This is a genomic window from Streptomyces sp. NPDC054863, from assembly GCF_053610825.1.
Genome location: NZ_JBSGZD010000007.1, coordinates 1 through 26062, shown reverse-complemented (window position 1 = coordinate 26062; position 26062 = coordinate 1). Strand labels below are relative to the sequence as shown.

Sequence of the window (26062 nt, the reverse complement as noted above, 5' to 3'; positions counted from 1 at the left end):
ATCAGGCGGCTACGGTCACCTGCTGCTCCGGCTGCCCCGGCTGCTGCGTCCTGTGTCCGGACGGAGTTTCCGGCTGCTTGCGCATCCCCTTGAGCAGGACGACCAGTCCCGTGCTGACGCAGACACCGGCGACGATCGCCACCAGGTAGAGCAGCGGGTTGCCGATCAGGGGCACCACGAACACTCCGCCGTGCGGGGCGCGCAGGGTGCTCTCGAATGCCATCGACAGGGCTCCGGTGACCGCGCCGCCCGCCATCGAGGCGGGGATGACACGCAGCGGGTCGGCCGCAGCGAACGGGATCGCGCCTTCGGTGATGAAGGAGGCTCCCAGTACCCAGGCCGCCTTGCCGTTCTCCCGCTCGGTCTTGGTGAAGAGCTTCCCGCGCACGGTGGTGGCGAGCGCCATCGCGAGCGGCGGGACCATTCCGGCGGCCATCACGGCGGCCATGACCTTCAGGCTGCCGTCGTTCGGGTGGGCAAGACCGCCGACCGCGAAGGCGTACGCGACCTTGTTGAGCGGCCCGCCGAGGTCGAAGCACATCATCAGGCCGAGGATGACGCCCAGGATGATCGCGTTGGCGCCGGAGAGGCTGGAGAGCCAGTCGGTGAGGGCCGTCTGGAGCTTCGCGATCGGCTCGCCGATCACCAGGAACATCAGGAAGCCGACGACGATCGACGAGATCAGCGGGATGACGACCACGGGCATGATCCCGCGCAGCGCGCCCGGTATCCGGACCCGCTGGATCGCCATCACCGTGCCGCCCGCGAGCAGACCGGCGACGAGGCCGCCGAGGAAGCCCGCGTTGATCGCCACCGCGATCGAGCCGCCGACGAAGCCGGGTACGAGTCCCGGCCGGTCCGCCATGCCGTACGCGATGTAGCCGGCCAGCACCGGCACCAGGAAGCCGAAGGCCAGCCCGCCGATCTGGAACATCAGGGCGGCCCAGCTGGTGTGGTCCCCCCAGGCGAAGTGCTCGATGACGGAGGGGGCCTTGTTGATCTCGTAGCCGCCGAGCGCGAACCCGAGCGCGATGAGCAGACCGCCCGCGGCCACGAACGGAACCATGTAGCTGACACCGCTCATCAGCCAGGTGCGGAGCTTGGCCCCGTAGCTCTCCTGCGCCTCGCCGCTCTCCTCGACCGGGCTCCTCTTCGAGGGCGCTGCCGAGACGTCGCCCCTGGCCGCCTTGCCCTTGGCCTCGGCGATCAGTTCGTGCGGCCGGTTGACGCCCGCCTTCACGCCGACGTCGACCGTCGGCTTCCCGGCGAACCGCTCGCGGTCCCGTACGGGCACGTCGTGGGCGAAGATCACCGCGTCGGCGGCGGCGATGACGGCAGGGTCGAGGCGGGTGAAGCCCGAGGAGCCCTGCGGCTCGACGGTGAGCTGCACGCCTTCGCCGTTGCCCGCCTGTTCGAGGGCTTCGGCTGCCATGTAGGTGTGGGCGATGCCGGTGGGGCAGGAGGTGACGGCGACGATACGGAAGGGGGTGTCGGCGCTTCCTCCGCCCTCCGCCGCAGCCTCAGGAGGAGCTTCCTGGGCGGGAGTTGTGACCCCAGGAGCTTCCTGGGCGGGGGTTGCGGCCACGGTCGGATCCGGGGCCTCCGGGGCCTCGTCGCCCCGGATCAGTACCGCCGCCGAGGACGCGTCCCCGACCGCCCGCAGCGCTTCCGTGAACTCCGCGTTCATCAGCTGGCGCGCCAGGCCGGAGAGGATCGTCAGGTGGGCGTCGTCCGCGCCCGCCGGGGCGGCGATCAGGAAGATCAGGTCCGCGGGGCCGTCCGTGGCGCCGAAGTCGACGCCGGCGGCGCTGCGCCCGAAGGCCAGCGTCGGCTCGGTGACGTGCGCGCTGCGGCAGTGCGGGATGCCGATGCCGCCTTCCAGCCCGGTCGGCATCTGCGCCTCGCGGGCCGCGACGTCCGCGAGGAAGCCGTCGAGGTCGGTGACCCGGCCCAGCGCCACCATCCGGGTCGCCAGCGAACGGGTCGCCTCTTGAGGGGTGTCGGCGGCCAGGTCGAGGTCGACCAGGTCCGCGGTGATCATCTGGCTCATCGCGGGCTCCTTCGCACGGATGCATCAACAGGCGGGGCGGGCACAGCAGTGATGTGGTGGCGGCCGGCCTCGCGGCAGCGGCCCGTGCCGCTCATGCCGCTCATGCCGCTCATGCCGCGGGCTCCGTCAGCACGCGGTCCAGCGGGACGTCGGCGGTCACGGTCACCGCAGCCGGGTCCAGGTCGGCGGGCGTCGGCATCACGCTGCCCGGCAGCTGCACCGCCGCCGCACCGTGTGCGACCGCCGCGGCCAGGGCCTCGGGGCCCTCGCCGCCTGCCGTCAGGAACCCGGCCAGGGACGCGTCGCCCGCGCCGACATTGCTCCGTACGACATCGACTCGTGCGGTCGCGAACCACGTGCCGGAGTCGGCGACCAGGAGCTGTCCGTCGGCGCCCAGGCTGGCGAGCACGGCCCGCGCACCCAGTGCGCGCAACTGCTCGGCCGCCTCGACCGCGTCACCCACCGTCTTGAGCGGTCGCTCCACCGCTCCGGCGAGCTCCTCGGCGTTGGGCTTGACCACGTCGGGCCGCTCCCGCAGCGCCGCGAGGAGCGAGGGGCCCGAGGTGTCCAGGGCGATACGGGCCCCCGCCTCGTGCGCGCGGGCGACCAGGGCGGCGTACCACTCGGGCGTCAGACCGCGCGGCAGGCTGCCGCAGCAGGCGATCCAGTCGGCGTCGCCCGAGTGGGCCCGTACCGTCGAAAGCAGTGCCTCGGACTCGGCCGCGGACAGTTCGGGACCGGCAGCGTTGATCTTGGTGAGGGCGCCGTCGGGTTCGGCGACGGAGATGTTGGACCGGGTCTGTCCGGCCACCGGCACCGGTGCCACCTCGATGCCCTCGGCATCCAGGAGTTCCGCGACGAGCGCGCCGGGGGCGCCGCCCAGCGGGAGGACGGCGAGGGTGCGGTGCCCGGCGGCGGCGACCGCGCGCGAGACGTTGACGCCCTTGCCGCCCGGGTCGATGCGGTCGGCGGTGGCCCGCAGGACTTCCCCGCGCATCAAAGAGGGGACTTCGTAGGTGCGGTCCAGGCTCGGGTTGGGGGTGACGGTCAGGATCATCGGGTCACACTCGCTGTACTTCTGTTCCGGCAGCCTCGATGGCGGCGGCGTCCGCCGGGCTCAGCCCGGTGTCCGTGATGAGCAGGTCGATGTCGGCGAGGTCCCCGAACCGCGCGAAGTGTTCCTGGCCGTGCTTGGCCGAGTCGGCGAGCAGGACGACCCGGCGGCCCGCCGCGATCACCGCCCGCTTCACCGCGGCCTCGGCCAGGTCGGGGGTGGTCAGGCCGTGCGCGGCGGAGAAGCCGTTGGCGCCGAGGAAGACGACGTCGGCGCGGATCTCGCCGTACGCCCGCAGCGCCCAGGCGTCGACGGCCGCCCGGGTACGGTGCCGGACCCGGCCGCCGACCAGGTGGAGGTCTGTCCCGGGGTGGTCGGCGAGCCGCGCCGCGACCGGCAGCGAGTGCGTGACGACGGTCAGGCCGCGCTCCAGCGGGAAGGCCGCCGCGAGCCGGGCCGCCGTCGAACCCGCGTCGAGGACGACGCTGCCCTCGGACGGCAGTTCGGCGGTGGCGGCCTGCGCGATGCGGTCCTTCTCGTCGGCGGCGGTGGACTCCCGCTCGGCCAGATCGGGTTCGAAGTCGAGCCGCCCGGCCGGGATCGCCCCGCCGTGCACGCGGCGCAGCAGCCCGGCCCGGTCGAGGGCCTTGAGGTCGCGCCGTACGGTCTCGGCGGTGACCTGGAAGGTGTCGGCGAGGGAGAGCACGTCGACGCGCCCGCCCTCGCGGGCGAGACGGAGGATCTCCTGCTGGCGCTCCGGTGCGTACATGTGGGTTTACGTCCGTTCAATGCCCGAACCTGTGGTTTCCCTGGCAGCGTACGTCCACGAGCGGCCCAAGTAAACACATCTGGGCTCCATTCGGGCATGAACGGACTTTGGTCTCGGCAATCGTCCGCGCACAGTCCGGGCAATCGCCCACGCACGGTCCTGGCAATCGCCCACGCACGGTCCTGGCAGCCCAGTCGCCCGCACATCGGCCCGGCAGTCGCTTGCACACACGCGAGAAGCCCGCAGGGTCCACCGGACCCCACGGGCTTCTCGCCGCACTCCCTGCCGCAGTCGATCAGGCCGCAGCCGATCAGGCCGTCAGCGCGGGCTCCTTCTGTACGTCGTCGGCCTTCTCGGGCGCCTCGTGCTCCGGCGCCCCGTGTCCCGCAGCCCGCTTCGGCAGCGCGAACATCAGCAGGAAGATCACCACCAGGACGCCGACGACCCAGCCCAGCGCGCTCTGGAAGGCGTCCACGTAGGCGGCCCCGACCGCGCTCTGCGCGCCGTGTGCCAGCTCCATCTCGTGGTCGACGATCCCGAAGAAGACCACCGACACCAGGCCGATGCCGAACGCGTTGCCGGTCTGGCCGGTCGTGTTGATCAGGCCGGACGCGGAACCCGCGTGCTCCTTGGGCACCTCGGACAGCACCGCGTCCGTCAGCGGCGCCACGATCAGCCCCATGCCGAGGCCCATCACGATCAGCGGCAGCGCCATCTGCCAGGACGAGATCTCCCTGCCGAAGTGATCGGCCTCCCAGATGTAGAGCAGCAGTCCGGCCGCCATCGTCAGGGCGCCCGTCTGCAGGACCTTGCGGCCGAACCGCGGCACCAGCTTCTGCACCGAGATGCCCGCCGCCACCGAAACGGCGATGGAGAACGGAATTCCGGTGACGCCCGCGCGCAGCGCGCTCCAGCCGAGCCCGATCTGCATGTACAGCGTCCACACCATGAAGAAGATGCCGCTGAAGACACCGAAGGTGAGCTGCACGGCGATGCCCGCCGCGAAGCTCTTCACCCTGAACAGCGACAGCTCCACCAGCGGCGACCCGTCCCGCCGCGTCTTCCACCGCTCGTACGCGACGAACACGGCGAGCACGACCAGGCTGCCCGCCATGGACACGTACCCCCACAGCGGCCAGTCCAGCTCGCGGCCCCGGGTCAGCGGGTAGATCAGCGCGAGCAGCGCGAGGGTCACCAGGACGACGCCCGGCAGGTCCAGGCGCAGTGCGCGCGGGGCCTTGGACTCGGTGATGAACTTGCGGCCCAGGATCAGCCCGGCGATGCCGACGGGCAGGTTGATCAGGAAGATCGGGCGCCATTCGAGGCCGAAGAGGTTCCACTCGGTGAGCAGCGCGCCGAGCAGCGGTCCCGTCACCGCGCCGAGGCCGACGATCGCACCGAACAGACCGAAGACCTTGCCGCGCTCGTGGGCGGGGAAGGTGGCGTGCACGATCGACAGCACCTGCGGGACCATCAGCGCCGCCGTCGCGCCCTGGAGGATGCGGGAGGCGACCAGGACATCCGGGTTGGCGGCGAAGCCACAGAGCGCCGAAGCGATCGTGAAACCACCCATGCCGATCAGGAACAGCCTCTTGCGGCCGTAGATGTCACCGAGTCGGCCGCCCGTGATCAACCCGGCGGCGAAGGCGAGCGCGTAACCGGCGGTGATCCACTGGATCGCGCTGAAGGTCGCGCCGAGGCTGCCCTGGATGCTGGGGATCGCGATGTTGACGATCGTGACGTCGACCAGGTCCATGAAGGCGGCCGTCATCACGATGGCGAGCGCGAACCAGCGGCGGCGGTCGGTGGGAGGAGCGGCGGATGCGCCGGGGACGGCGGGTGCGCCGGAGGCGGCTGGTGTGCCGGGAGTAGCGGGTATTGCGGCTGCGGCGGGTGCCGGGGACTCGGCCCGAGTCCCCGACGGGGGTGCTGATGTCATGGGGAAGACGTTAGTTGTCATATAGGACACGCTGTGTCCCACATCCCCCGCATCCTGGGTGTTATGACGGACACACCGGCACGGCTGCTGCAACTGCTCTCGCTGCTCCAGACGCCCCGCGAATGGCCGGGCAGCGAACTCGCGACCCGGCTCGACGTTTCGCGCCGGACCGTACGGAGGGACATCGACCGGCTCCGTGACCTGGGCTATCCGGTACAGGCCTCGATGGGTGCCGAGGGCGGCTACCGGCTGGTCGCGGGCAAGGCACTGCCGCCGCTCGTGCTGGACGACGAGGAGGCGGTGGCGATCGCGGTCGGCCTGCGGGCCGGCGCCGGGCACGCGGTCGAGGGCATCGAGGAGGCGTCGGTGCGCGCCCTGGCCAAGCTGGAGCAGGTGCTGCCGTCCAGGCTGCGCCACCAGGTCTCGGTCCTCCAGGCCGCGACGATCCCGCTGACCAGCGGAGACGGCGCGAGCATCGATCCGCAGACACTGACCGTGATGGCGGGGGCGGCGACCGGCCACGAGCGGCTGCGGTTCGGCTACCGCTCCGGCGACGGTACGGAGACCAAGCGCCTGGTCGAGCCGCACCGGCTGGTCAGCACGGGGCGCCGGTGGTACCTCGTCGCGTACGACATCGACCGCGAGGACTGGCGTACGTTCCGGGTGGACCGGGTCAGCGAACCCTTCGCCACGGGGGCGCGGTTCGTGCCGCGCGGGGTGCCGACGGGGAATGCGGCGGAGTTCATCCGGCAGTCGCTGACCGCGCTGGGCGGGGGCCGCCGCGAGGAGCCGTACCGGCTGGTGGTGACGTTCGAGGCGCCTGCGGAATTCGTGGCGGCGCGGCTGCACGGCACGCTGGGAACGCCGGTCTCGACGGGTGACGACAGCTGTCGGCTGGAGGCGGACCTGGGGTCGTCGGTGGAGTGGACGGCCTTCCGACTGGCCATGGTGGACTGCGAGTTCGGGGTGCAGGAACCCCGGGAGCTGGTGGACTACATGGAGTCGCTGGGGGCACGGATCGGGCGGGCGGTCGCCGCACCCGGGCCTGCTTGACGGTGGGGAGCCCCGGCGCTCGGGGGGAGATGCGCCGGGGCTTCGTCCCGGGAAGGACGCGGCGGCCGGGTGGTGGGATGCCGCCGCATCATGGACTGTTACGCACTGTCTCGCAGTGGCTCGTACCGGCCGGCCCGGCCCTGCGCCGGCCCGTACCTCGCCCGGCACCGGCCCGTACCGGCTCCTCCTTGGCGCGGCGCCGACCTGCACCGGCCCACAGGCTCGCGCCTGGCCCGCTGCCGGTCTGCACGGGCCCGTACCGGTTCTTCCGGCCCGCACGGGCCCGTACCGGCTCGCACCTGGCCCGGTGCCGACCCGCACCGGCCCACCGGCTCGCACCCGGCCCGCTGCCGGCCTGCACTGGCCCACCGGCTCGCGCCTGGCCCGCACGAGCCCGTACCTGCGCGGCGCGGGCCTGCACGGCCCGTACCGGCTCCCACGGCCCGCACTCGCCCGGTGCCGACCCGCACTGACCCATCGGCTCGCGCCTGGACCGCTGCCGGTCTGCACGAGCCCGTACCGGCTCCTACCGGCTCGCGACTTCCCCGGTGCTGGCCCGTACGGCCGCACCGGCCTGTGCTACCGCGCAATACCGCGCGCTGCCTCGTGCCGGCCCGCACTACCTCGTGCCCGGCCCGCGCTACCGCGACTACCTCGTGCCCGGCCTGCGCTACCGCGACTGCCTCGTGCCCGCCCGGGCCTGGCGCGGCTCGTCTGCTTACGCTGCCGCGTCGAAGCCCGTGTCGTGGGCCATCTTCTTCAGCTCCAGCAGTGCGTGCTTCTCTATCTGGCGGATCCGCTCGCGGGTCAGCCCGTGCTGCTTGCCGACCTCGGTGAGGGTGCGCTCCCGGCCGTCCTCGATGCCGTACCGCATGCGGATGATCGAGGCCGTGCGCTGGTCGAGCTTGCCGATGAGGTCTTCGAGCTCCTCGCTGCGGAGCATCGACAGGACCGACTGCTCGGGCGACACTGCCGAGGTGTCCTCAAGAAGATCACCGAACTGGGTCTCGCCGCCGTCGTCCACCGGCATGTTCAGCGAGACCGGATCGCGGGCCCAGTCCAGCACGTCGCTGACGCGCTGGGTCTTGGTGTCGAGCTCCTTGGCGATCTCCTCGTGCTCGGGATCGCGGCCGTTCTCCCGGTTGAACTCGCGCTGCACCCGCCGGATCCGGCCCAGCTCCTCCACCAGGTGGACGGGCAGGCGGATGGTGCGCGACTGGTCGGCGATGGAGCGGGTGATGGCCTGGCGGATCCACCAGGTCGCGTACGTGGAGAACTTGAAGCCCTTCGCGTAGTCGAACTTCTCGACCGCGCGCACCAGGCCGGCGTTCCCCTCCTGGATCAGGTCCAGCAGCGGCAGACCGCTGCGGGGGTAGCGGCGCGCCACGGCGACGACGAGGCGCAGGTTGGACCTGATGAACAGGTCCTTGGCCCGCTCACCGGCTTCGTAGAGCGCTTCGAGCTCTTCGCGGGAAGCACCGGCGGCCTCGGTGTCGGCTGTCTCACCGTCGAGTATCTGGCGTGCGTACACACCGGCCTCGATGATCTGGGACAGCTCGACCTCCTTGGCGGCGTCGAGCAGTGGCGTCCGTGCGATCTCGTCGAGGTACATGCCGACCAGGTCGCGGTCGGCGATCTCCCCGCCTACGGCGCGAACGCTGCTTGCCCGGGTCGATCCGGTCGAGGACCGACGGGCGACGGCACGGGTTGCCATGCTTGGTGCTCCCTTGCGTGAGTAGGTCGCGTGTGGTGTGGCTGTGGCTGCCGGGACTCCTCTCGGGTTCCCCGCTTCCAAAAGATCCAACGGATGGAATCGGGCCAGAATTCCCCGCACCCGCACTCAATTTCGTGATCTTGCAGTACCCTGTCGGGCCGCCGGGGCGAAATCTAACCCCAAATCACCACAGAAGTGCAGGTCAGGCCGGTATCGAGGCCGATTCGCGGGGTCTCGCCGGTCCTTACCACCGCTTCACCGGTGAGACCTCGATCACCTTCGGCACAGCCCCTTTTCCGCCCGGGGAGCGTCGCCCGTGACCGCTCTCCCGTCCCGGCTGCTCTCCCACCTCTGAAGACGGCCCCCGCCGCCCCATGGTTGCTCGCGATGCCCGAACTGCCCGGGTTCCTGGAGGCACAACCGAGGCGCAACCGAGGCGCGGCCGATGAGTGACCGGGGTGCGACCGACGCACGACCGGGGTGCGCGACCCGGATGGGCGACGAGTCGGCCGCCACGGCCGAGGGCCACCGGACCCGCAGGTCCGAGGGCTGCTCCGCCCCGCGGCCTAGGTCCCGGGCCCGTTACGCATCGCGGGCCCCGCGCCTACTGTCCGGCGCATGGACATCACCGGGACGTACGACGAAGCGCTGACGCGCCTGCACGCCACCGGCCCCGAGCGGCTGGGGCGGCTCTCCAACCACGCACCGATGGCCGTCGAGGCCATGGCCGCCCACGGACAGGGCCGGGCCGTGCACCGCTGGCTGGACCTGTACGCGGACAAGCTGGAGGAATTCCCCGCCGCCCACGCGCGCGTGACGGACGCCAACTGGCGCGAGGCACTGGGCGATCCGCGCCGGGCCGCCGACTGGATCGCGTACTTCGAGCGGCTCCTCGACGGGCGCCCCTGGCGGGACGTGCTCGCCCAGTGGTGGCCCCGGCTGCTGCCCGGCATGTACGGCGGCTCCACCCACCCGGTGATCCGGGTCGGCCACGCGGTGCGCGCGCTGCTGGCGGACGGCGGGGAGAGCGCGCCCCGGGTGACGGAACTGGCCCACGGCCTCGGCTACTGGGCGGCCCGCCACCACCCCGCCCCGGACGCCGCACCGCTGCCTGGCGCGGCCACCGCAGCCTCGTCCCTGGACTCCGTACCGCCTCTGGACGTACGGAACGGCAGCTTCCCCGACCGGCTCTCGCGGGTGACCCACCTGCCCGTGTGGGCGGCGGCCCCGGCGTCGCCTCAAGAGGCGCGGGCGAAGCTGACGGAGCTGGTGCGGGCGGCCGTCCACCGGTACGCCACGCACGGGCACGGCGAGGAAACGATGCTGGTGCACGCGTCGACGGCGCCCAACGCCGTACTGCGCACCCTGCCCGCGCTGCCGCAGGCACTGTGGGTGCCGAGCCTGCACGCGGCCTGGACGGCGTCCGCCGCCGTCACCGCGATGTACGCACCGGACGAGGCCGTGGCGTACCGCTCGCGGGCGGCCGGCCTCACCCCCGACGAGGTCTTCGAGAGGGCCGTCGCGCACGGCGACGAGCACGTGGTCAAATTCGCCGACACCGCACTCGACGTGGGCGACGAGCAGGCGCTCTCCGCCGCGCTGTACGCCGTCGGGATCAGCGAGCCGATGACCGCCGCCTCATAGAGGCGGCGGCACGTGAACCGAAGGTGCGGTCAGCCGAATTGCAGCGAGCGCTTCGCCAGCCCCCTCCAGAATCCGTCGATGACGCTGCGCCCGGCCGCCAGTTCGTCCTCGGCCGCTCCGAGCGTCACGAACAGCGGGGCGAAGTGCTCGGTGCGCGGGTGGGCGAGGCGGCCCGCCGGGGCCTTGTGCTCGAAGTCGAGCAGCGCGTCCACGTCGGCGGCGGCCAGCGCCCGCCGCCCCCAGTCGTCGAACTCCGCCGACCAGTGCGGCACACCGGGCCCCGTGTGCCGCAGGGCGGCCAGGTTGTGGGTGAAGAATCCGCTGCCGATGATCAGCACGCCCTCGTCGCGCAGCGGCGCCAGCCTGCGTCCGATGTCCATCAGCTTCTGCGGGTCGAGGGTCGGCATCGAGATCTGGAGGACGGGGATGTCCGCGTCGGGAAACATCTCCACCAGGGGTACGTACGCCCCGTGGTCGAGCCCGCGATCGGGTACGTCCTGGACGGGCATTCCGGCGCCGCGCAGCAGCTTCCGGACGGAATCGCCCAGTTCAGGGGCGCCGGGAGCGGCGTACCGCACCGCGTAATAGTGCTCGGGGAAGCCCCAGAAGTCGTGGACGAGGGGCACGGTCGCGGTCGCCCCGAGGGCCAGCGGCGCCTCCTCCCAGTGGGCGGAGACGACCAGGATCGCGGTGGGCCGGGGCAGTCCTGCGGAGACGGCCGCGAGTTCACCCGGCCAGACCGGATCATCTGCGAGCGGCGGCGCTCCGTGGCTGAGATAGAGGGCGGGCATACGCGCTGCGGTGTTCGTCATGCACGTTAGTTTAACTTTCAATGAGGGGCTTTACAGTGGAACGCATGAGCACAGAGAAGAACGCGGTCCACCCGGACGTCCACGAAGCGGCGGCGGGGCCGCGCTGGCTCAGCAAGGAGGAGCAGCGCGTCTGGCGTGCGTACATCCACGCCACGACCCTCCTCGACGACACCCTGGACCGCCAGCTCCAGCGTGACGCGGGGATGCCGCACATGTACTACGGGCTGCTCGTGAAGCTCGCCCAGGCGCCGGACCGCAGGATGCGGATGACGGAGCTGGCGAAGCACGCGAAGATCACCCGCTCACGGCTCTCGCACGCCGTCTCCCGGCTGGAGCGGAACGGCTGGGTGCGCCGCCAGGACTGCCCTTCCGACAAGCGCGGCCAGAACGCGATCCTCACGGAGGAGGGCTACGCCGTCCTCAAAGAGGCTGCGCCGGAACACGTGTCACTCGTACGAAAAGCCATGTTCGACCGGCTCAGCGAGGAGCAGGTGCGCCAGCTCGGCGAAATCATGGGCGTCATCGCCGACGGCCTTGAGCCGACCGGTACGGGCGCGGATCTGCCCTGGCTCCGCTGAGCGGCGGAACCAGGGCAGATCCGGGGGGGCTGGCAGTGCCGGAGGATCAGTGCGCGACGACGGGGATGCGCACCTCGGCCTCGGCGCCCTCACCGTCACCGGCGCCCACCGTGGTGGTGTCCGGCCGTCCGGTGGTGATCAGGGTCAGCGCGATGGCCGCCGAGACGACCAGGATGCCGACCGCCCACCAGATGGCGCTGGCGTAGCCGTGCACCATGGCCTGCGCCTGGAGCAGTTGCTTGTCGGTCGCACCGGCCGCGTTCGCCGCGACGTACGCGGTGGTGGCGCTCGCCGCGATGGTGTTCAGCAGGGCGGTGCCGATCGCACCGCCCACCTGCTGCGAGGTGTTGACCATGGCGGACGCGACTCCGGCGTCCCGCGCCTCGACGCCGTGCGTGGCGAGCGACATGGCCGGCATGAACGCCGTACCCATGCCGAGGCCGAGCAGCAGCTGCGCGGGCAGGATCAGACCGGCGTACGAGGACCCGATCTCCAGCTGGGTGAGCAGCAGCATGCCGAGCGCGGCGGCCAGGAAGCCGGGGCCCATCAGGAGGCGGGGCGGCACCCGGGTCATCAGCCGGGCGCCGATCTGGGTGGAGCCCGTGATCATTCCCGCGATCATCGGCAGGAAGGCGAAGCCGGTCATGACGGGCGAGTAGCCCTTCACGATCTGCAGGTAGTACGTCAGGAACAGGAACAGCCCGAACATCGAGATGACGGCGAGGCCGAGCGAGAGGTAGACCCCGCCCCGGTTGCGCTCCAGCAGGACGCGCAGCGGCAGCAGCGGGTGCTTCACCCGTGCCTCGACGGCCACGAAGGCCGCCAGCAGGACCACCGCGGCGGCGAACAGGCCCAGTGTCGACCCGGCCAGCCAGCCGTCGCCCTCGGCGCGCGTGAAGGCGTACACGAGGGACACCAGACCGAGGGTGGAGAGGACCACGCCGGGGATGTCGAGCGGCGAGCGGTTGCGTCCGCCGGCCGGCTCACGGATGAAGAGGTACGCGCCCAGGGCGGCGACCACGGCGAAGGGGATGTTGACGAAGAACGTCCAGCGCCAGTTCAGGTACTCGGTGAGGAAGCCGCCCAGGATCAGGCCGACCGCGCCGCCGCCGCCCGCGATGGCACCGAAGATGCCGAACGCCTTGGCGCGCTCCTTGACGTCGGTGAAGGTCACCGCGAGGAGGGAGAGCGCGGCGGGCGCGAGCAGGGCGCCGAAGAGGCCCTGGAGGGCGCGCGAGCCGAGCATCATGGCCTCGCTCGTCGCGGCGCCGCCGAGTGCGGAGGCGGCGGCGAAGCCGACCAGACCGACGACGAAGGTGCGCTTGCGGCCCCACAGGTCGGCGAGGCGTCCGCCGAAGAGGAGCAGTCCGCCGAAGGCGAGGGCGTAGGCGGTGATGACCCACTGCCGGTTGGCGTCGGAGATGCCGAGGTCCAGCTGGGCGGAGGGGAGCGCGATGTTCACGATCGTCGCGTCCAGGACCACCATCAGCTGGGCGAGCGCGATGAAGACGAGCGCCTTCCAGCGGTTGGGGTCGGGTATGGACTCACGGGACAGGGACGGGAGGAGATCTGTTTTTGGCATGGGTGGAGCCACCTAGGGGTGCGGAAGGTGCAAAAAGGACGTAAGTCGCGCTACTTCTGGTGTGTGGCCGCGCGGGTTTCCTGGTGTGTGGCCGCGCGGGTTACCGAGGCCTGGGGCGCAGCCGGGCCGTCACCGGGGCCGGCGGAGGTCCTCCAGGGTTGCCGCGCTGCCCGGCAGTACGGAGCGTGCGGGCGCTTCGAGCCCGTCGAGGAAAAGCTGCAGATGACGGTGGACGAACTGGTCGAAGTTCACACAGCCGCTGCCCGGCAGCGGGCGGGTGAGCTGGGACAGCGCCACCATGAGGTCTCCGACGGCGACGTCGGCGCGCAGGCGCCCGGCCTTCCTGGCCCGGTCCATGAGGTCCCCGACAGCCGCTTCCAGGCGGTTGCGCCCGGCGAGCAGGTCCTCGTGGTTCTGGTCGAACCCCTCGGAAAGCATGGGACAGAGCGCCCCGATCCGCTCGTCGGCCGCCTCGTGGACGAAGTTCCGCATGGCATCGAAGGGGTCGCCGCCCTCCTCGGCAGCCGCCAGGAGCGCGGCCTCGGCGCGCTCGGCGGTGCGGGACAGCACCGACAGCACGACCTCGTGGATCAGGTCCTTGCGGTCCGGGAAGTGACGGTAGAGCGTGGCGTTCCCGACGACCGCGCGTCGCGCGATCTCGTCGAGCGGCACCTCGGGCCCGTGCTCGACGAACATCTCGCGCGCCGCAGCGACGATCCGCTCCCGGTTGCGCAGGGCGTCGGCGCGCGGACGCGGGACGCGGCGCTGTGCGACGGGGGTGCCGGTTTCACTGACCACCACGACTCTCCTTCTGCTCTCTGTTCCTGCTGACTGCTGACCGCCGGCCGCTACCTGCCGCCTGCCGTTCACCGTTGAAACGGGGACAGCTTCCCCACTTCGTGCGGACACAAGTGCAAACGGGGAGCAGGTCCCCGGTTATTTCCCCACCCCATGTGACCTGGCTCACAAGCCGCTCCACCATCGGCCCACCCAGCGGGCGGCCCCGCGCGCCCCACCGGAGGGTGGGCAAACAGGAGCAGTCGGGACTGTCCGGGACAGAACGGGCAGGGCTGCATGGAGCGGAAGGCGATTCCCATGCAGCAGCCGCGCCCCCGCCCCGGCATAACCGGCGCCCGTCACGCCGGCGCCGGCGGCCTTCACCGCACCGGTGCCCACGGCCGCCGCCGCGCCCCTCGCCGCACCCTCACCTTCGCTGCCGTGGCGGCCCTCACCCTCACCGCCGTGACCTCGGCCAGCACCCCCCTCGGGGACTCCGGCCACGTCTCCCCCGGGCCCGCCGGAGCCCTCCGCGCCAGAGCCGCCGCCGACACCCCGGGCCTCGTCCGCACACAGCCGGAACCGGCCGGTCCGCCCGGCTCGGCCGAAGCCGCCGAAGCGGCGGTCAGGCCCTGCCGCATAGCGGGCGCCAGGGGCGTACAGATGTCGGAGGGCATGCCCACCCCGCCCGGTTACACGCGCTCGACCGGCGAGGTCCGCGCCCTCAACCTGATGATCGACTTCTCGGACGCCCCAGGCCGGGGCCGTGCCCTCGACCGCTTCCAGGAGTTCGCCCCGCAGACCGCCGCCTGGTTCGAGACCAGCAGTTACGGGCGGCTGCGCTACGTCCCCGAGGCGCCGGTCACCGGCTGGCTGCGGATGCCGCTCCCCTTCGCCGAGTACGGGATAGAGCGCGGCGCCCCCTTCGAACCGGGATACGAACAGCTCGTGCAGGACATCGTCGCCACCGCCGACCCCCAGGTGGACTTCTCCGCGTACGACTTGGTGAACATCCTGGTCACCCCGAACGCGGGCCCCTCCGCCCTGGACACGGTCCTGTCCGTGACGTTCTCCGGCAACCACGACGCCCCGGTCGCCGACGGCGTCCCGCTGGCCAACACCTCGTTCGTCTACAGCCGCCAGGACGACGGCTCCGGCAGCTACGCCGAGACCGGTTTCCGCGTACTCCCCCACGAGAACGGCCACGTCTTCGGCCTGCCCGACCTGTACACCACGGACGGCGGCGCGTCCGTCGGCCACTGGGACATCATGTCGGAGGACTGGGGGGCCAACAACGACCTGCTCGGCTGGCACAAGTGGAAGCTCGGCTGGCTCGACAGCCGCCAGATCGCCTGCGCCTCCGCCCCCGGCAGCACCGAACTCACCCTCGCCCCGCTGTCCTCCCCGACCGGCAACCGGAAGCTCGCCTTCGTGCCGCTGTCGGACAAGACGGGGTACGCGGTCGAGGTCCGCACCCGGGGCGGCAACGACGACGCGGTCTGCAAGCCCGGCGTCCTCGTCTACCGGGTCGACGCGGACGTGGACACCGGCAACGGCCCCATCACCGTCGCCGACAGCGAACGCGACAGCGGCGGCTGCACCCGCCGCCCCAACGTCCACCTGGAGCTATCCGACGCACCGTTCGCACCCGGCACGTCCTTCACGGACACGGCACGCCGGGTACGCATCGACGTACTGGACCAGGACGACGCGGGGAACCACCGGGTCCGCATCACCCGCGAATAAGGGTCTGCATCACCCGCGAACAACAAGCGCCTTCGCGACGCCCGTCACCCGTGTCCCACGGCCCTCACCGTCACCCGGCGCCGACGACCGCCGTCCGCAGCGTCGCGTCGGGGCCCAGCCGGGCGAGCACGACGCGGCCGGTGGCGTCGGCCGCCAGGGACACCGCGGCGACCGCCGTTCCTGCCGCCGTGCTCCAGCGCGGGGTGGCCCGGGTGAGGAGGGTGGCGAGGCTGGTGCTGCCGTCGTTGTTGCGGGCGGCGAGGAGCACCCCGCCGCCGCGCAGGGGGTGCAGGGCGAGCGCGCCGTACCCGCGGGCGACCAGGCCCGTGTGCTCGGTCCGCCACGGCCCCCCGTCGGCCGGCAGGGTGTGCACGAGCGGCGTCGCCGTCTTCGCCTCGCGGTACGCCAGCAGAACCGATCCGTCCGGGCGCGCCAGTGCGGTCGGCGGGTCTCCCGGTGTCGGAAGGTTTGTCAGGACAAAGGTGAAGGGCCCGCCGGGTTTGTCCTGACGCCAGTGGTGCACGCTGTCGTGCCCGCTGCCGAAGACGTGGACGCACCCCTTGCTGTCGGTGACAGTGCTCAGACCTTCCTGCACGTCGGCGCCACCGAGGTCCTGCCAGGGCGTCCAGCGTCCGTCGGCGCGCCGCTGCCGGCAGGCGACACCCTTGGCCCAGTCCCGTACGAACAGCCAGGTGGTGCCGTCCCCCGCGCGGGCCACGACGGGGCCGCCCACCCGGCGCCCCCGGTCGGGCGCGCGGTCGGGTGCGCCGAGCGACACCCATGCGCCGAACGGGCCGTCCCTGCGCGTCTGTTCGGCCGTGACGATCTCGCGCCGGTTGTCCCGGGCCTTCGCGCCCAGGGCGGCGATCCGCTCGGCGTACAGCTGCCAGCGGCCGTCCTTGGTGAGCGTGGCGGTCAGCCCGGGCAGCAGTCCGTCGCCGCCGAGCAGCCGTGCCTGCGACCAGTCGCCGCTGCCCCGCGCGGACTCCCGCCACATGGCCGCCTGGCCGCCGAGCACGGCGAAGGCGGTCAGCCGCCCTGCCGCGTCCTGGCGCAGCTGCGGGGCCGCGGTCGGGTACCGCAGCGTCGTGGTGCGCAGCCAGCGGGTCTTGTACGAACGGTTGCTGCCGACGTCGTAGTCGCCGCAGCCCGCCGCGAAGTCGCAGGTGTCCGGGGCGCCGCCGTAGGCGTTGAGGGCGTCGCCCTTGGCACGGAACAGCCGCCGGGGCAGGTTGGAGGGCCAGCGCTCGCTGTAGTAGCCGCGGTAGGCGGTGACCAGGTACGGGGCGCCGTTGCCCGGCCCCCGGTAGCGGGCGAGCGCGGCGTGGGCGAACAGGGCCGCGGCCGTGTGGTCGGGGTGGTCGGAGTACCCGCGCTGGTCGTGCCTGAGGCGGTGCGTGGCGTCGTGGACCTGCATGTCCGGGTCGGGGTCCAGGGTGCGTACGAGCGTGGGACGGAACTGGTCGAGCAGGTGGACCAGGACGTCGGTCAGGCTCGCCCGGGTCACCCGGTGGGAGGTGGTGACCGGGGAGCCCGTGCTGGGCAGCGTGCTGGTGACCATGGCGGGGTCGGTCCACAGGTCGAGCAGCCCGCGCTTGACGGCGTGCGCCGCACCGAGGTGCTGCCGCACTCCGAGGAACACCAGCCGGACACCGGGGTGGCCGTCGAGGACGTTCACCTCTATGAGGCTGCCGTCGGGGAGTTCCTCGGCCCGTGTGGTCCAGGGCGCGCGCACGTCGCCGGTCGCCATGAGTCCGTACGCCTGGCGCAGCCCCTGGCGGCGGGCGCCCGCGTAGCCGGGGACGTCGGGCACGGGCTTCGGTCCGCCGGGGACCTTGTTGCGGCCGAAGCTCTCGCCGCTGTTCAGATAGACGCTGACGAGCTGGTCGTTGGCGTCGATCGTCTGGTTCACCTCGGGGTTCATGAAGTACAGGTCGTCGTCCGGGTGGGCGAGGATCTGCATGACCCGGCTGCCGCCCGAGCCGTCCTCGGCCTCGCTCACGGTCCCGCGCTTGGCGGCCTGGACGGGGACGGTCCCCGCGCCCATGGTGGTGCTGCTGCACCCCGCCGCGGTCAGCACGACGAGACCGGTGACGACGGCGCGCCGGGAGGGCGGGGTACGCAAGGCGGGATTCCTCCGGGGAAGGGCGGTGCCGGAAGGGCAGCGCCGAACAGGGGCGGCGCCGGGAGACCGGCGCCGTGGGGACAGCGTCAGGACGGCAGTTCGTACCGGCTGGGCACCGGGAAGTACGTCTGCAGGAACGGGCGCAACAGTGCCGCGCTCCGGTCGAAGTCGTCCTCGGTGGAGAGCGTGTCGTTGAGGCAGAACACGCTCTTGTCACGGCTGAGGAGCAGCCGGTCGAGCCGGTTGGCGGCGTTCGGCAGCGAGACGTCGATGTAGGCGTACTCGATGTCGTCGGGCAGCGCGCGCCGGGTGTGGAAGGCGTAGTAGTGGGCGAGGGAGGACGGGATGGCGATGTCCTCGCTGCTGCGGAAGCGCTGTGCGGCGGTCGCCCGGTGCTGCTCGGGGAACTCCTCCTCGATCTCCGCCAGCACGGACCGGCTGAGGGCGTGCGGGACGTGCCGCATCTTGCCGACGGGGGTGGTGCCGAAGCGCTCCTCTATGAGGGCGCGGTTGTTCTTGCCCGCCACGGACACGGGGACGTCGTCCGCGCTGGGCGGGCCGAGCGGGACCAGTGCGGGCGAGGGGAAGAACTTGGTGAGCCCGTTGGCGAAGAAGAAGTCCCTCGGGGACGCCTCGGCGCCCAGGAAGACGTCGTCGTTGAAGTACAGGAAGTGCTCGGAGAGCCCCTCGATGCGGTGCAGCTGGCTCTCGATGGCGTGCGAGTTGAACGTCGGCAGCACCGAGGGGTCGGAGAACATCTCGCGGTGGGAGACGACCTCGATGCCCGGCTGCGAGGTGTCCAGCCAGGCCGGGGTCTGGTCGTCGGTCACCAGGTACACGGTGCGCACCCAGGGTGCGTACATCTCCAGCGACCGCAGCGAGTAGCGCAGCTCGTCGTGGTTGGCGTAGCGCGCGGCGTTCGCCGCCTCCTCGTGGTAAGCGCTGCCGGTGACGCCCGCCCGCCGCTCGATCCACGCCGGGTCGGAGCCGTCCACCCACGTGTAGACGACGTCGACGGGGAAGGTGATGTCGTGCGGGGTGAGCGCACCGAACTCCGGCCGCGTCCGCACCGTCACCGGTGAGGCGTCGCGCGTCCCGAAGGGCGCCGCGAACGTGGCGACGGGCACCTCTACGGAGTCCCCGTCCACGGGTACGGACTCGGTGATGGCATTGCGGCGCGGAGCGGTCAGCCGGTCGCCGTCCTGCTTCCAGAACTCGATGTCGCAGCCGAACTCCGGTCCCAGCACGAGGCGCTGCGACGCCTCGGTGCGGTACCAGAACAGGTGCAGCGACTTCGCGCCCGCGTACCGCTTCCAGCCGGCGGGCCGGTAGGCGGGAACGGTGCGCCGCCCGTCCTCACCGTGCGCCCCGAAGTAGCCGGGCAGCGTGCGGCACAGTTCCTGGAGGGCGTCGAGCGTCCGCGCCCGGTCCCGTGCGGCCACGGCGACGGTGGTTCCGCGGTTCTCGGGCACCCCGCTCTTCTCCTGGCCGCGCTCCTGGCCCCGTACGCAGAAGTAGTCGATCCCGGCGCCCTCCAGGGCGGCGGTGACGGTGGCCAGATTGGCGCGGCGGGCGGTCTGCGGCGAGAGCCGCTCCTCGACGAACGCGATGCGGGGCCGGCCGTCGAAGGCGAGCACCACGCCGCCGGAACCGTCGATCAGCGGGCGGCGCTGGGCACTGAGCCGTGCGTTGCGCACCTGGTGGACGCCCTGCACGACGGCAGCCGCACTGACCGCCTTCTTGATGCCGCGGCGCATCTCGGGCGAGTACCGCCCGGCTATCGCGCGGCGCAGCCGCTTGGGGGCGACCTTGCGGTAGACGGCCACGAGCGGGGACGCCTCGGTGTTGACGCCGCCGGTGCTGCCGGGGACCACCCCGGGAGCGACCGGCGGGGCCACGGCGGGGGCGGTCGCCGCAGGCGCGGGCGCGGCGGGAACGGTGCCGGAGCCGGCAGCAGGAACGGAAGCCGGAGCAGCCGCGGAAGCGGGAACATCCCCCGCGCCCTGCCCGGCCGGTTCCGCCGGCTTCGTGTCCTCGATCTGCTTCATGCCCCTCGCCCCACTCGGTCACCGAGGGCAGTCAGCCGCCCCCTTCACCTAAACTCTACAAATGAAACGCACCAGTCATATTTGGGTATTAGGCGTTCACCCGAAGATGAGAGCGAGTTCACGGCGTGCCCGCTCCATGACAGGCAGGTGATCTGAATCACTCTTCCGGTCGGGCGCCCGACCGGGGAAGTTGGACAGAACCTCAGATTTGCCGGGCCCACGGGGCCTTGACACGATGCCCTGGCCCCGCAGGTCGTGAAGGGGCCAGGAGGAGAGATGACCGAACATCATGAGTGATGCCCTGCTGTCCCATGCCGTGGCCGCCGCCAAGCGCGCCCGCCGCACCGCCGGCCGCGTCCGCCGCCGCGTCGAGCGGATCAACACAGTTCCGGCGATCGGCGCCCGCGTGGTGCCCCGCCCCGTGCTGCGCCCGGTCCACCTCTCGGTCCTCTCCGGCCGCACCCTCAACCTCGCACTGCCGTGCCCGCACCCGGCCACTCCGCCGGCCAGGGCCCGCCTCCTGCTGGAGCACCGGGGCCGCAGCCAGAGCGTCCCGCTCGACCTGGAGCTCCACCCCGAGGGCCTCCTCCTCACCGGCACCGCGTCGCTGCGGCACGCCCGGCACGACGACCCGGCCGCGCCCGGCGCCCAACTCACCGACGGTGTATGGCGGTTGACGGTGGTCACGACCGATGCCGCGGGCCACGAGAGCCGCTACTCGGTGGCCGATCCGGCCTCCCGCGGTGCCGAAGGACCCACCCTCCCGCACCCGCAGAGCGCCACCAGCGGCGCCGGTTTCCGCCCCGTCCGCTCCGTCGACGGCCACGCCATGATCAAGGTGACCGGGCCGCGCGAACAGGCCGAGCTACTGAGCTTCGACCTGCGCTGGGACCGCATCACGGTGCACGGCAGGCTGCTGGCCGCCTCGGCCCCGTACCCGGAGTTCACGGCCGAGGCGGTGCGCCGCGGCGGGTCGGGCCGGGCCGTGTCCGTCGTCCCGCTCTGGGAGGGCGACCGCTTCACCTTCGACGTACCGCTGGACGCGATGACACGCGGCACGAAGAGCCAGCGGATGTGGGACCTCCAGCTGCGCCGCGGCCGGACCCGCGTCCGGATCGCCCGTCGGCTGACCGACGTACGCCACCCCAAGAAGGTGTTCCGTACGCCTTTCCGGACGATAGCCACCGAGGAAGGCGCGCTGCTGCGCGTGCACGCGCATCTCAACGCCACCGGAAACCTCGCGGTCAGTTGCGCGCCGATCGCCCCGCAGGGCACGGGCGCCGTCGGCACCGCCGCCCCGCAGAGCCCGGGCACAGCCGGCACCGCCGCCCCGCAGAGCACCACCCCCCGGGCCGCCACGGCCACGACCGCCGCCACGGCCATCACCACCGAGGAAACCGCCTGATGAAGATCACGTTCCTGCTCACCTGGGGCGACGAGATGGGTGGCACGGAGATGGCCACCTACACCCAGGCGGCACACCTCGCGCCGCGCCACGAGGTCGAGGTCATCAGCGTCCTCAAGACCCGGCCGGAGCCCTTCTTCACGGCCGGCCGTGCCATACCCCGGCGCTACCTCGTCGACCGTACGGGCCCCTACGGCCGCCCGGTCCGCGAGAGCGGTCTGGACGAGAAGGCCTGCCGCACCCTGGCCTCCCTCCCCAGCGAGATCATCAAGCCCTCCTGGGAGTCGACCTTCGACCGGCTCACGGACATCGAGATGTCGACGGCGCTCGGCTCCCTCGACACCGACGTCCTGGTCACCACCACGCCCGCGCTGATGGCCGCCGCCGCCGAGCTGGTGCCGTCCCGGGTGATCACCGTCCACCAGGAGCACCGCGCCTCCCAGCTGCGCGACGTCAGCGGCGAGCCGCTGCTGGTCTGCGCACCGCGCTTCGACGCGCTGGTCTCGCTGACCGAGCGCACCAACGACTGGTTCGCCGACTCCCTCGGCGCCTCGGCCCCCGAGCTGGTCGCCATCCCGAACGCGGTTCCGGACGGCTTCCGTCCGCGCTCCGACCTCGGCAACAAGTCGATCGTCATGGCCGCCCGGATGACCCCGGAGAAGCAGCTCGACCACGCCATCGAAGCGTTCGCCTCGATCGCCCACGAGCACCCCGACTGGACGATGCGGATCTTCGGCGACGGCCCGCAGGAGGTCAGGCTGCGCCGTCTGATCGACGGCCTCGCCCTGCACGACCGGGTCCAGCTCCTGGGCCGCAGCGCCGACATGGAGCAGGAGTGGGCCAAGGCCGGCCTCGCCATGCTGCCCTCGCGCAACGAGGCGTTCCCCCTCGTACTCCTCGAAGTCTTCGCCGCGGGCGTCCCCGTCATCGCGTACGACATCGTGACGGGACCCGCCGAGATCGTCCGCCACGGCGTCGACGGCCTCCTGGTACCGGCCGGCGACAAGGACTCCCTGGCAGTCGCCATGGCGAAGCTGATGGCCGACGACGACACGCGCCTGGCGTACGGAAAGGCCGCCCGCGAGGGCGTCCACGAGCGCTTCGGCGCGGAGCAGATCACCGCCCGCTGGGAGGAGCTCTTCAGCCGCCTCGTGGCCCGCCGCGACGACCCGGCCCGCCTCGCGGAGCGCGCCGACCGCACCGCCCGCCGCATCGCCGCCGGGGGCAGCCGCAGCTTCAACGTGGCGGCGCCCATCAGCGTCCTCGCGGGTTCCGCCGACGAGCAGAAGGCCCGCGAGGTCCTCCTCCAGGCGCAGGACCGCTCCGGTACCCTGGTCCGCTCGGCGGGCCGCCTCGCCGAGGTGCGCGACGACATCCTCGCCCCGCGCATGGCCGACTGGAACCTGGAGCTCGCCGCCGACGCGCTGACCGCGCACGGCGTCCCGTTCGTCGTCCTGCGCGACAACGGCACCTCGCACCGCGTCGCCGTCGAGGTCGAGCGCCGCACGGAGGCGCTCGCCGCCCTCGCCGCCGACCTGCACGGCAAGCCCGTCTACGCCGAGCTGGTCACCCCGCGCGGCGCGGCCCCCGGCGCGGTACTCGCGGAGCGGCTGCGCGGGGTCGGCGACGTCGCGGGCGTACGCGTCTTCAAGCCGGTGGTGACCGAGAGCCGCACCCTGCGCTACGGTCCCGCCTTCGGCTGCACCATCGAGTTCTGGACCCTGAACGCCGAGGACGAAGAGCTCCCCGGCTGGCGCAGCGCCCCCCGCGGCAGCACCCTGGTCGGCCCCCGGCTGCCGGACCTGGAGCCGACGGCGACGCTGCGCGTGGGCGAGCGCGACCACCCGACGGTGCCCGCCTTCACCGAGCACCTGATGTGGGACGTCGACTTCCCCGTCGACGTGGTCTACACCTGGGTCGACGACAGCGACCCGAAGTGGCGCGAACGCCGCGACGAGGCCCGCCACGCCGCACGCCCCGCCACGGCCGACACCGGCATCGCGGACACCGACAGCACGGACGCCGACAACGCCGACGCCGACAGCGGCGACGTCCGCTTCCGCAACCGCGACGAGCTCCGCTACTCCCTGCGCTCCCTCGCCATGTACGCCCCCTGGGTCCGCAACGTCTACCTGGTCACCGACGACCAGACCCCGGCCTGGCTCGACACCGCCCACCCGAACGTGAAGGTCGTCCCGCACCGCGAGATCTTCGCGGACCCCTCGGTCCTCCCCACCTTCAACTCCCACGCCATCGAGAGCCAGCTGCACCGCATCGAGGGCCTCTCGGAGCACTTCCTCTACTTCAACGACGACGTGTTCCTGGGCCGCCCGGTCACCCCCCGCTCGTTCTTCGACAGCAACGGCCAGGCCCACTTCTTCCGCTCCCCCACCGCCGTACCCCCCTCCCCCCTCTCCCCGGACGACGAGGGCTACTTCGCCGCCGCGAAGAACAACCGCACCCTCCTCCAGGAAGCCTTCGGCCGCACCGCCACCCACGGCTTCCTGCACGCCCCGCACCCCCTGCGCCGCAGCGTGCTGGCCGAACTCGCCGAGAAGTTCCCCACCGAGATCGCCACCACCGCCGCCAACCGCTTCCGCGCCCACACCGACCTCTCGGTCGCCTCCTCCCTCCACCACCACTACGGCTACCTCACCGGCCGCTCCGCCCCCGCCTCCCTCTCCTGCTCCTTCATCAACGCGGGCGACTACGCCCACCACACCCGCCTCAGCCGCCTGCTCGCCGCCCGCAGCCACACCGTGTTCTGCATCGGCGAATCCGCAGCGGCCGAGGTCCCCGCCGACGAACAGGACCGCGTCCTGCGCGCCTTCCTCGGCGCCTACTTCCCGGTCCCCTCCCCCTTCGAGCGAACCGCCTCCTCCATCGGCTAACCTGTCCTGAGCTGCCCCCAGGGGCAGTGTCGCCTCCGTAGCTCAGGGGATAGAGCACAGCTCTCCTAAAGCTGGTGTCGCAGGTTCGAATCCTGCCGGGGGCACAGAACGCAACAGGCCCCACCCCCTCGCCGGGGTGGGGCCTGTTCTGCGTGTGGGGGTGGGGGCCGGGTGGGGATGTGGGCCCGGGCGGTGACGGGGGCTCAGGAGGCCCGGCGCACCGCTGCCGCCTTTCGGGCGGCGGCCATTTCCGCGGACTCGCGGCGTCCGCGTGACGGCACCGGGGAGCGGCGTGAGCGGGCCGGGCGGCCTCGGTCCTGGTCGGTGGAGGCCGTGGCGGCGCCGGAGCGGGCCCGCTCGACGGCCGGGCGGACCGGTACGCCGGACGGGGCCTGGGCGCCGGTGATGCGGCTCAGCTCGGCGTCGCCGGAACGCACGGCCGCCGTCTGCGGCTGGATGCCCGCCTCGCGCATCAGCCGGTGCATGTCGCGCCGCTGGCCGGGTGTGACCAGGGTGACGACCCGGCCGGACTCTCCCGCCCTGGCGGTACGGCCGCCGCGGTGCAGGTAGTCCTTGGGGTCGGTGGGCGGGTCGACGTTCACGACGAGGTCGAGGTTGTCGATGTGGATGCCGCGGGCGGCGACGTTCGTGGCGACGAGGACGTTGATCTCGCCGTTCTTGAAGCGGTCGAGCGTGCGCGTACGCAGGGGCTGCGACTTGCCGCCGTGCAGGGCCGCCGCGCGGACGCCCGCCTCCTGGAGGTCCTTGGTGAGCCGGTCCACGGCGTGCTTGGTGTCCAGGAACATCAGGACGCGGCCGTCGCGGGCCGCGATCTCGATCGTCGTGGCGTGCTTGTCCGCGCCGTGCACCTCCAGGACGTGGTGCTCCATCGTCGTGACGGCACCCGCCGAGGGGTCGACGGAGTGGACGACCGGGTCGGAAAGGAAGCCCCGCACCAGCTTGTCGACATTGCGGTCGAGGGTCGCGGAGAACAGCATCGTCTGGCCGTCCTCCCTGACCTGCTGGAGCAGTTCGGTGACGTCGGGCATGAAGCCCATGTCGCCCATCTGGTCGGCCTCGTCGAGGACCGTGATCCTGACCTGGTCGAGTCGGCAGTCGCGGCGCTCGATCAGGTCCTTGAGGCGGCCGGGGGTGGCGACGACGACATCGGACCCGCGCCGCAGCGCGGAGGACTGCCGGCCGATCGACATGCCGCCGACGACGGTGGCGATGCTGAGGTTCAGGACCTTGGCGTACGGGGTGAGTGCGTCCGTGACCTGCTGCGCGAGTTCACGCGTCGGTACGAGGACGAGCGCGAGCGGCAGCTTGGGCTGCGCCCGCCGGCCGTAGGCGGCTGTGCGGGTGAGCAGTGCCAGGCCGAAGGCGAGGGTCTTGCCGGAGCCCGTACGGCCCCGGCCGAGGACGTCGCGCCCGGCGAGCGCGTTGGGGAGGGTCGCGGCCTGGATCGGGAAGGGCTCGGTGACGCCCTCCGCGACCAGTGCACCCTGCACGCTGTCCGGCATGTCCAGCTCTGCGAAGGACGTGACCGGGGGAAGGGCCTCGGTGACCGTGACCGGGAGGGCGAACTCGCCCTTCAGCGACACGGGGCGGCGGGAGCGGCCACCGCTGTTGTTGCTGCCGCCGGCGCGGTTGCCGCTGCTGTTGCCGGTCCGGTTGCCGCTGCCGGCATTGGTGCGGCTGCCGCTGCGGCTGCCGTTCCCGGATCCGCCGCCGGATTTCTTTCCGGCACTGGTGTCACGATTTCCGCCGAAGCGGGCATAGTTCGTACTCACGGGGAGTCCTCTCGATACCGGCGCGTATCGAGGAAATCCCGGCACCCGCAATGGGGCCGCATTTCAAGAACGAGCCGAATAT

17 protein-coding genes and 1 tRNA gene are annotated in these 26062 nt (G+C 72.1%); 7 read left to right on the top strand and 11 right to left on the bottom strand.

All coding sequences use genetic code 11. From position 1 onward, the window contains the following. Position 1: 1 nt before the first annotated feature. From ACWGIG_RS02895 to ACWGIG_RS02880, 4 genes are all read right to left on the bottom strand, one after another. Positions 2-2050 (bottom strand): PTS fructose transporter subunit IIABC, encoded by a 2049-nt coding sequence (locus ACWGIG_RS02895; protein WP_453319702.1) that lies wholly within the window; start codon positions 2048-2050, stop codon positions 2-4. A 109-nt stretch (positions 2051-2159) separates the two neighbouring features. Further along, complete coding sequence (gene pfkB, locus ACWGIG_RS02890; RefSeq protein ID WP_453319701.1) at positions 2160-3107, bottom strand: 1-phosphofructokinase; 948 nt, start codon at positions 3105-3107, stop codon at positions 2160-2162. Positions 3108-3111: 4 nt separating this feature from the next. Further along, the gene (locus tag ACWGIG_RS02885) at positions 3112-3873 is read right to left on the bottom strand and encodes a DeoR/GlpR family DNA-binding transcription regulator (protein ID WP_453319700.1); all 762 of its coding nucleotides are present in this window, start codon (positions 3871-3873) and stop codon (positions 3112-3114) included. 310 nt (positions 3874-4183) lie between these two features. Next, positions 4184-5812 carry an MFS transporter gene (locus ACWGIG_RS02880; protein ID WP_453319699.1) on the bottom strand — a complete coding sequence of 543 codons (1629 nt, stop codon included), beginning with the start codon at positions 5810-5812 and terminating at the stop codon, positions 4184-4186. A 63-nt stretch (positions 5813-5875) separates the two neighbouring features. On the opposite strand from ACWGIG_RS02880, the gene ACWGIG_RS02875 reads away from it, so the two are divergent. After that, entirely contained in the window at positions 5876-6865 is a 990-nt protein-coding gene (locus ACWGIG_RS02875) for a helix-turn-helix transcriptional regulator (RefSeq protein ID WP_453319698.1), read from the top strand. Positions 6866-7583: 718 nt separating this feature from the next. On the opposite strand, the gene ACWGIG_RS02870 is transcribed toward ACWGIG_RS02875, so the two are convergent. Further along, positions 7584-8579 carry a sigma-70 family RNA polymerase sigma factor gene (locus tag ACWGIG_RS02870; RefSeq protein ID WP_453319697.1) on the bottom strand — a complete coding sequence of 332 codons (996 nt, stop codon included), beginning with the start codon at positions 8577-8579 and terminating at the stop codon, positions 7584-7586. Between the two features lie 618 nt (positions 8580-9197). Between ACWGIG_RS02870 and ACWGIG_RS02865 the strand changes: the two genes are divergently transcribed. Then, positions 9198-10223 carry a questin oxidase family protein gene (locus ACWGIG_RS02865; RefSeq protein WP_453319696.1) on the top strand — a complete coding sequence of 342 codons (1026 nt, stop codon included), beginning with the start codon at positions 9198-9200 and terminating at the stop codon, positions 10221-10223. A gap of 29 nt (positions 10224-10252) precedes the next feature. Here ACWGIG_RS02865 and ACWGIG_RS02860 read toward each other — a convergent pair whose 3' ends face one another. Continuing rightward, positions 10253-11035: a DODA-type extradiol aromatic ring-opening family dioxygenase gene (locus ACWGIG_RS02860; protein WP_453319695.1), complete on the bottom strand. Its 783-nt coding sequence runs from the start codon at positions 11033-11035 to the stop codon at positions 10253-10255. A gap of 44 nt (positions 11036-11079) precedes the next feature. Here ACWGIG_RS02860 and ACWGIG_RS02855 point away from each other — a divergent pair, with 44 nt between their 5' ends. Further along, positions 11080-11613, top strand: coding sequence for a MarR family winged helix-turn-helix transcriptional regulator (locus tag ACWGIG_RS02855; RefSeq protein WP_453319694.1), 534 nt, complete (start codon positions 11080-11082; stop codon positions 11611-11613). Between the two features lie 46 nt (positions 11614-11659). Here the strand turns inward: ACWGIG_RS02855 and ACWGIG_RS02850 are convergent, their stop codons facing one another. Then, on the bottom strand, positions 11660-13195 hold the full coding sequence (locus ACWGIG_RS02850) for an MFS transporter (protein WP_453319693.1): 1536 nt from the start codon (positions 13193-13195) through the stop codon (positions 11660-11662). Positions 13196-13324: 129 nt separating this feature from the next. Continuing rightward, positions 13325-13996, bottom strand: a complete 672-nt coding sequence (locus ACWGIG_RS02845) for a TetR/AcrR family transcriptional regulator (RefSeq protein WP_453319692.1) — start codon at positions 13994-13996, stop codon at positions 13325-13327. A 294-nt stretch (positions 13997-14290) separates the two neighbouring features. On the opposite strand from ACWGIG_RS02845, the gene ACWGIG_RS02840 reads away from it, so the two are divergent. Next, positions 14291-15718: a M6 family metalloprotease domain-containing protein gene (locus ACWGIG_RS02840; RefSeq protein ID WP_453319691.1), complete on the top strand. Its 1428-nt coding sequence runs from the start codon at positions 14291-14293 to the stop codon at positions 15716-15718. Positions 15719-15788: 70 nt separating this feature from the next. Here the strand turns inward: ACWGIG_RS02840 and ACWGIG_RS02835 are convergent, their stop codons facing one another. Both ACWGIG_RS02835 and ACWGIG_RS02830 read right to left on the bottom strand, forming a co-directional pair. Next, positions 15789-17843: a PIG-L family deacetylase gene (locus ACWGIG_RS02835; RefSeq protein ID WP_453319690.1), complete on the bottom strand. Its 2055-nt coding sequence runs from the start codon at positions 17841-17843 to the stop codon at positions 15789-15791. An 86-nt stretch (positions 17844-17929) separates the two neighbouring features. Then, the gene (locus ACWGIG_RS02830; RefSeq protein ID WP_453319689.1) at positions 17930-19891 is read right to left on the bottom strand and encodes a stealth family protein; all 1962 of its coding nucleotides are present in this window, start codon (positions 19889-19891) and stop codon (positions 17930-17932) included. 289 nt (positions 19892-20180) lie between these two features. Here ACWGIG_RS02830 and ACWGIG_RS02825 point away from each other — a divergent pair, with 289 nt between their 5' ends. The 3 genes from ACWGIG_RS02825 (at position 20181) to ACWGIG_RS02815 (ending at position 24291) form a co-directional block, all read left to right on the top strand. Further along, positions 20181-21296 carry a hypothetical protein gene (locus ACWGIG_RS02825; RefSeq protein ID WP_453319688.1) on the top strand — a complete coding sequence of 372 codons (1116 nt, stop codon included), beginning with the start codon at positions 20181-20183 and terminating at the stop codon, positions 21294-21296. Further along, complete coding sequence (locus ACWGIG_RS02820; RefSeq protein ID WP_453319687.1) at positions 21296-24187, top strand: stealth conserved region 3 domain-containing protein; 2892 nt, start codon at positions 21296-21298, stop codon at positions 24185-24187. The genes ACWGIG_RS02825 and ACWGIG_RS02820 overlap by 1 nt, the downstream gene beginning before the upstream one ends. A 31-nt stretch (positions 24188-24218) precedes the next feature. Beyond that, positions 24219-24291: transfer RNA gene (locus tag ACWGIG_RS02815), tRNA-Arg, on the top strand. Positions 24292-24390: 99 nt separating this feature from the next. Here ACWGIG_RS02815 and ACWGIG_RS02810 read toward each other — a convergent pair. Beyond that, positions 24391-25980 carry a DEAD/DEAH box helicase gene (locus ACWGIG_RS02810; protein WP_453319686.1) on the bottom strand — a complete coding sequence of 530 codons (1590 nt, stop codon included), beginning with the start codon at positions 25978-25980 and terminating at the stop codon, positions 24391-24393. Positions 25981-26062 lie beyond the last annotated feature (82 nt).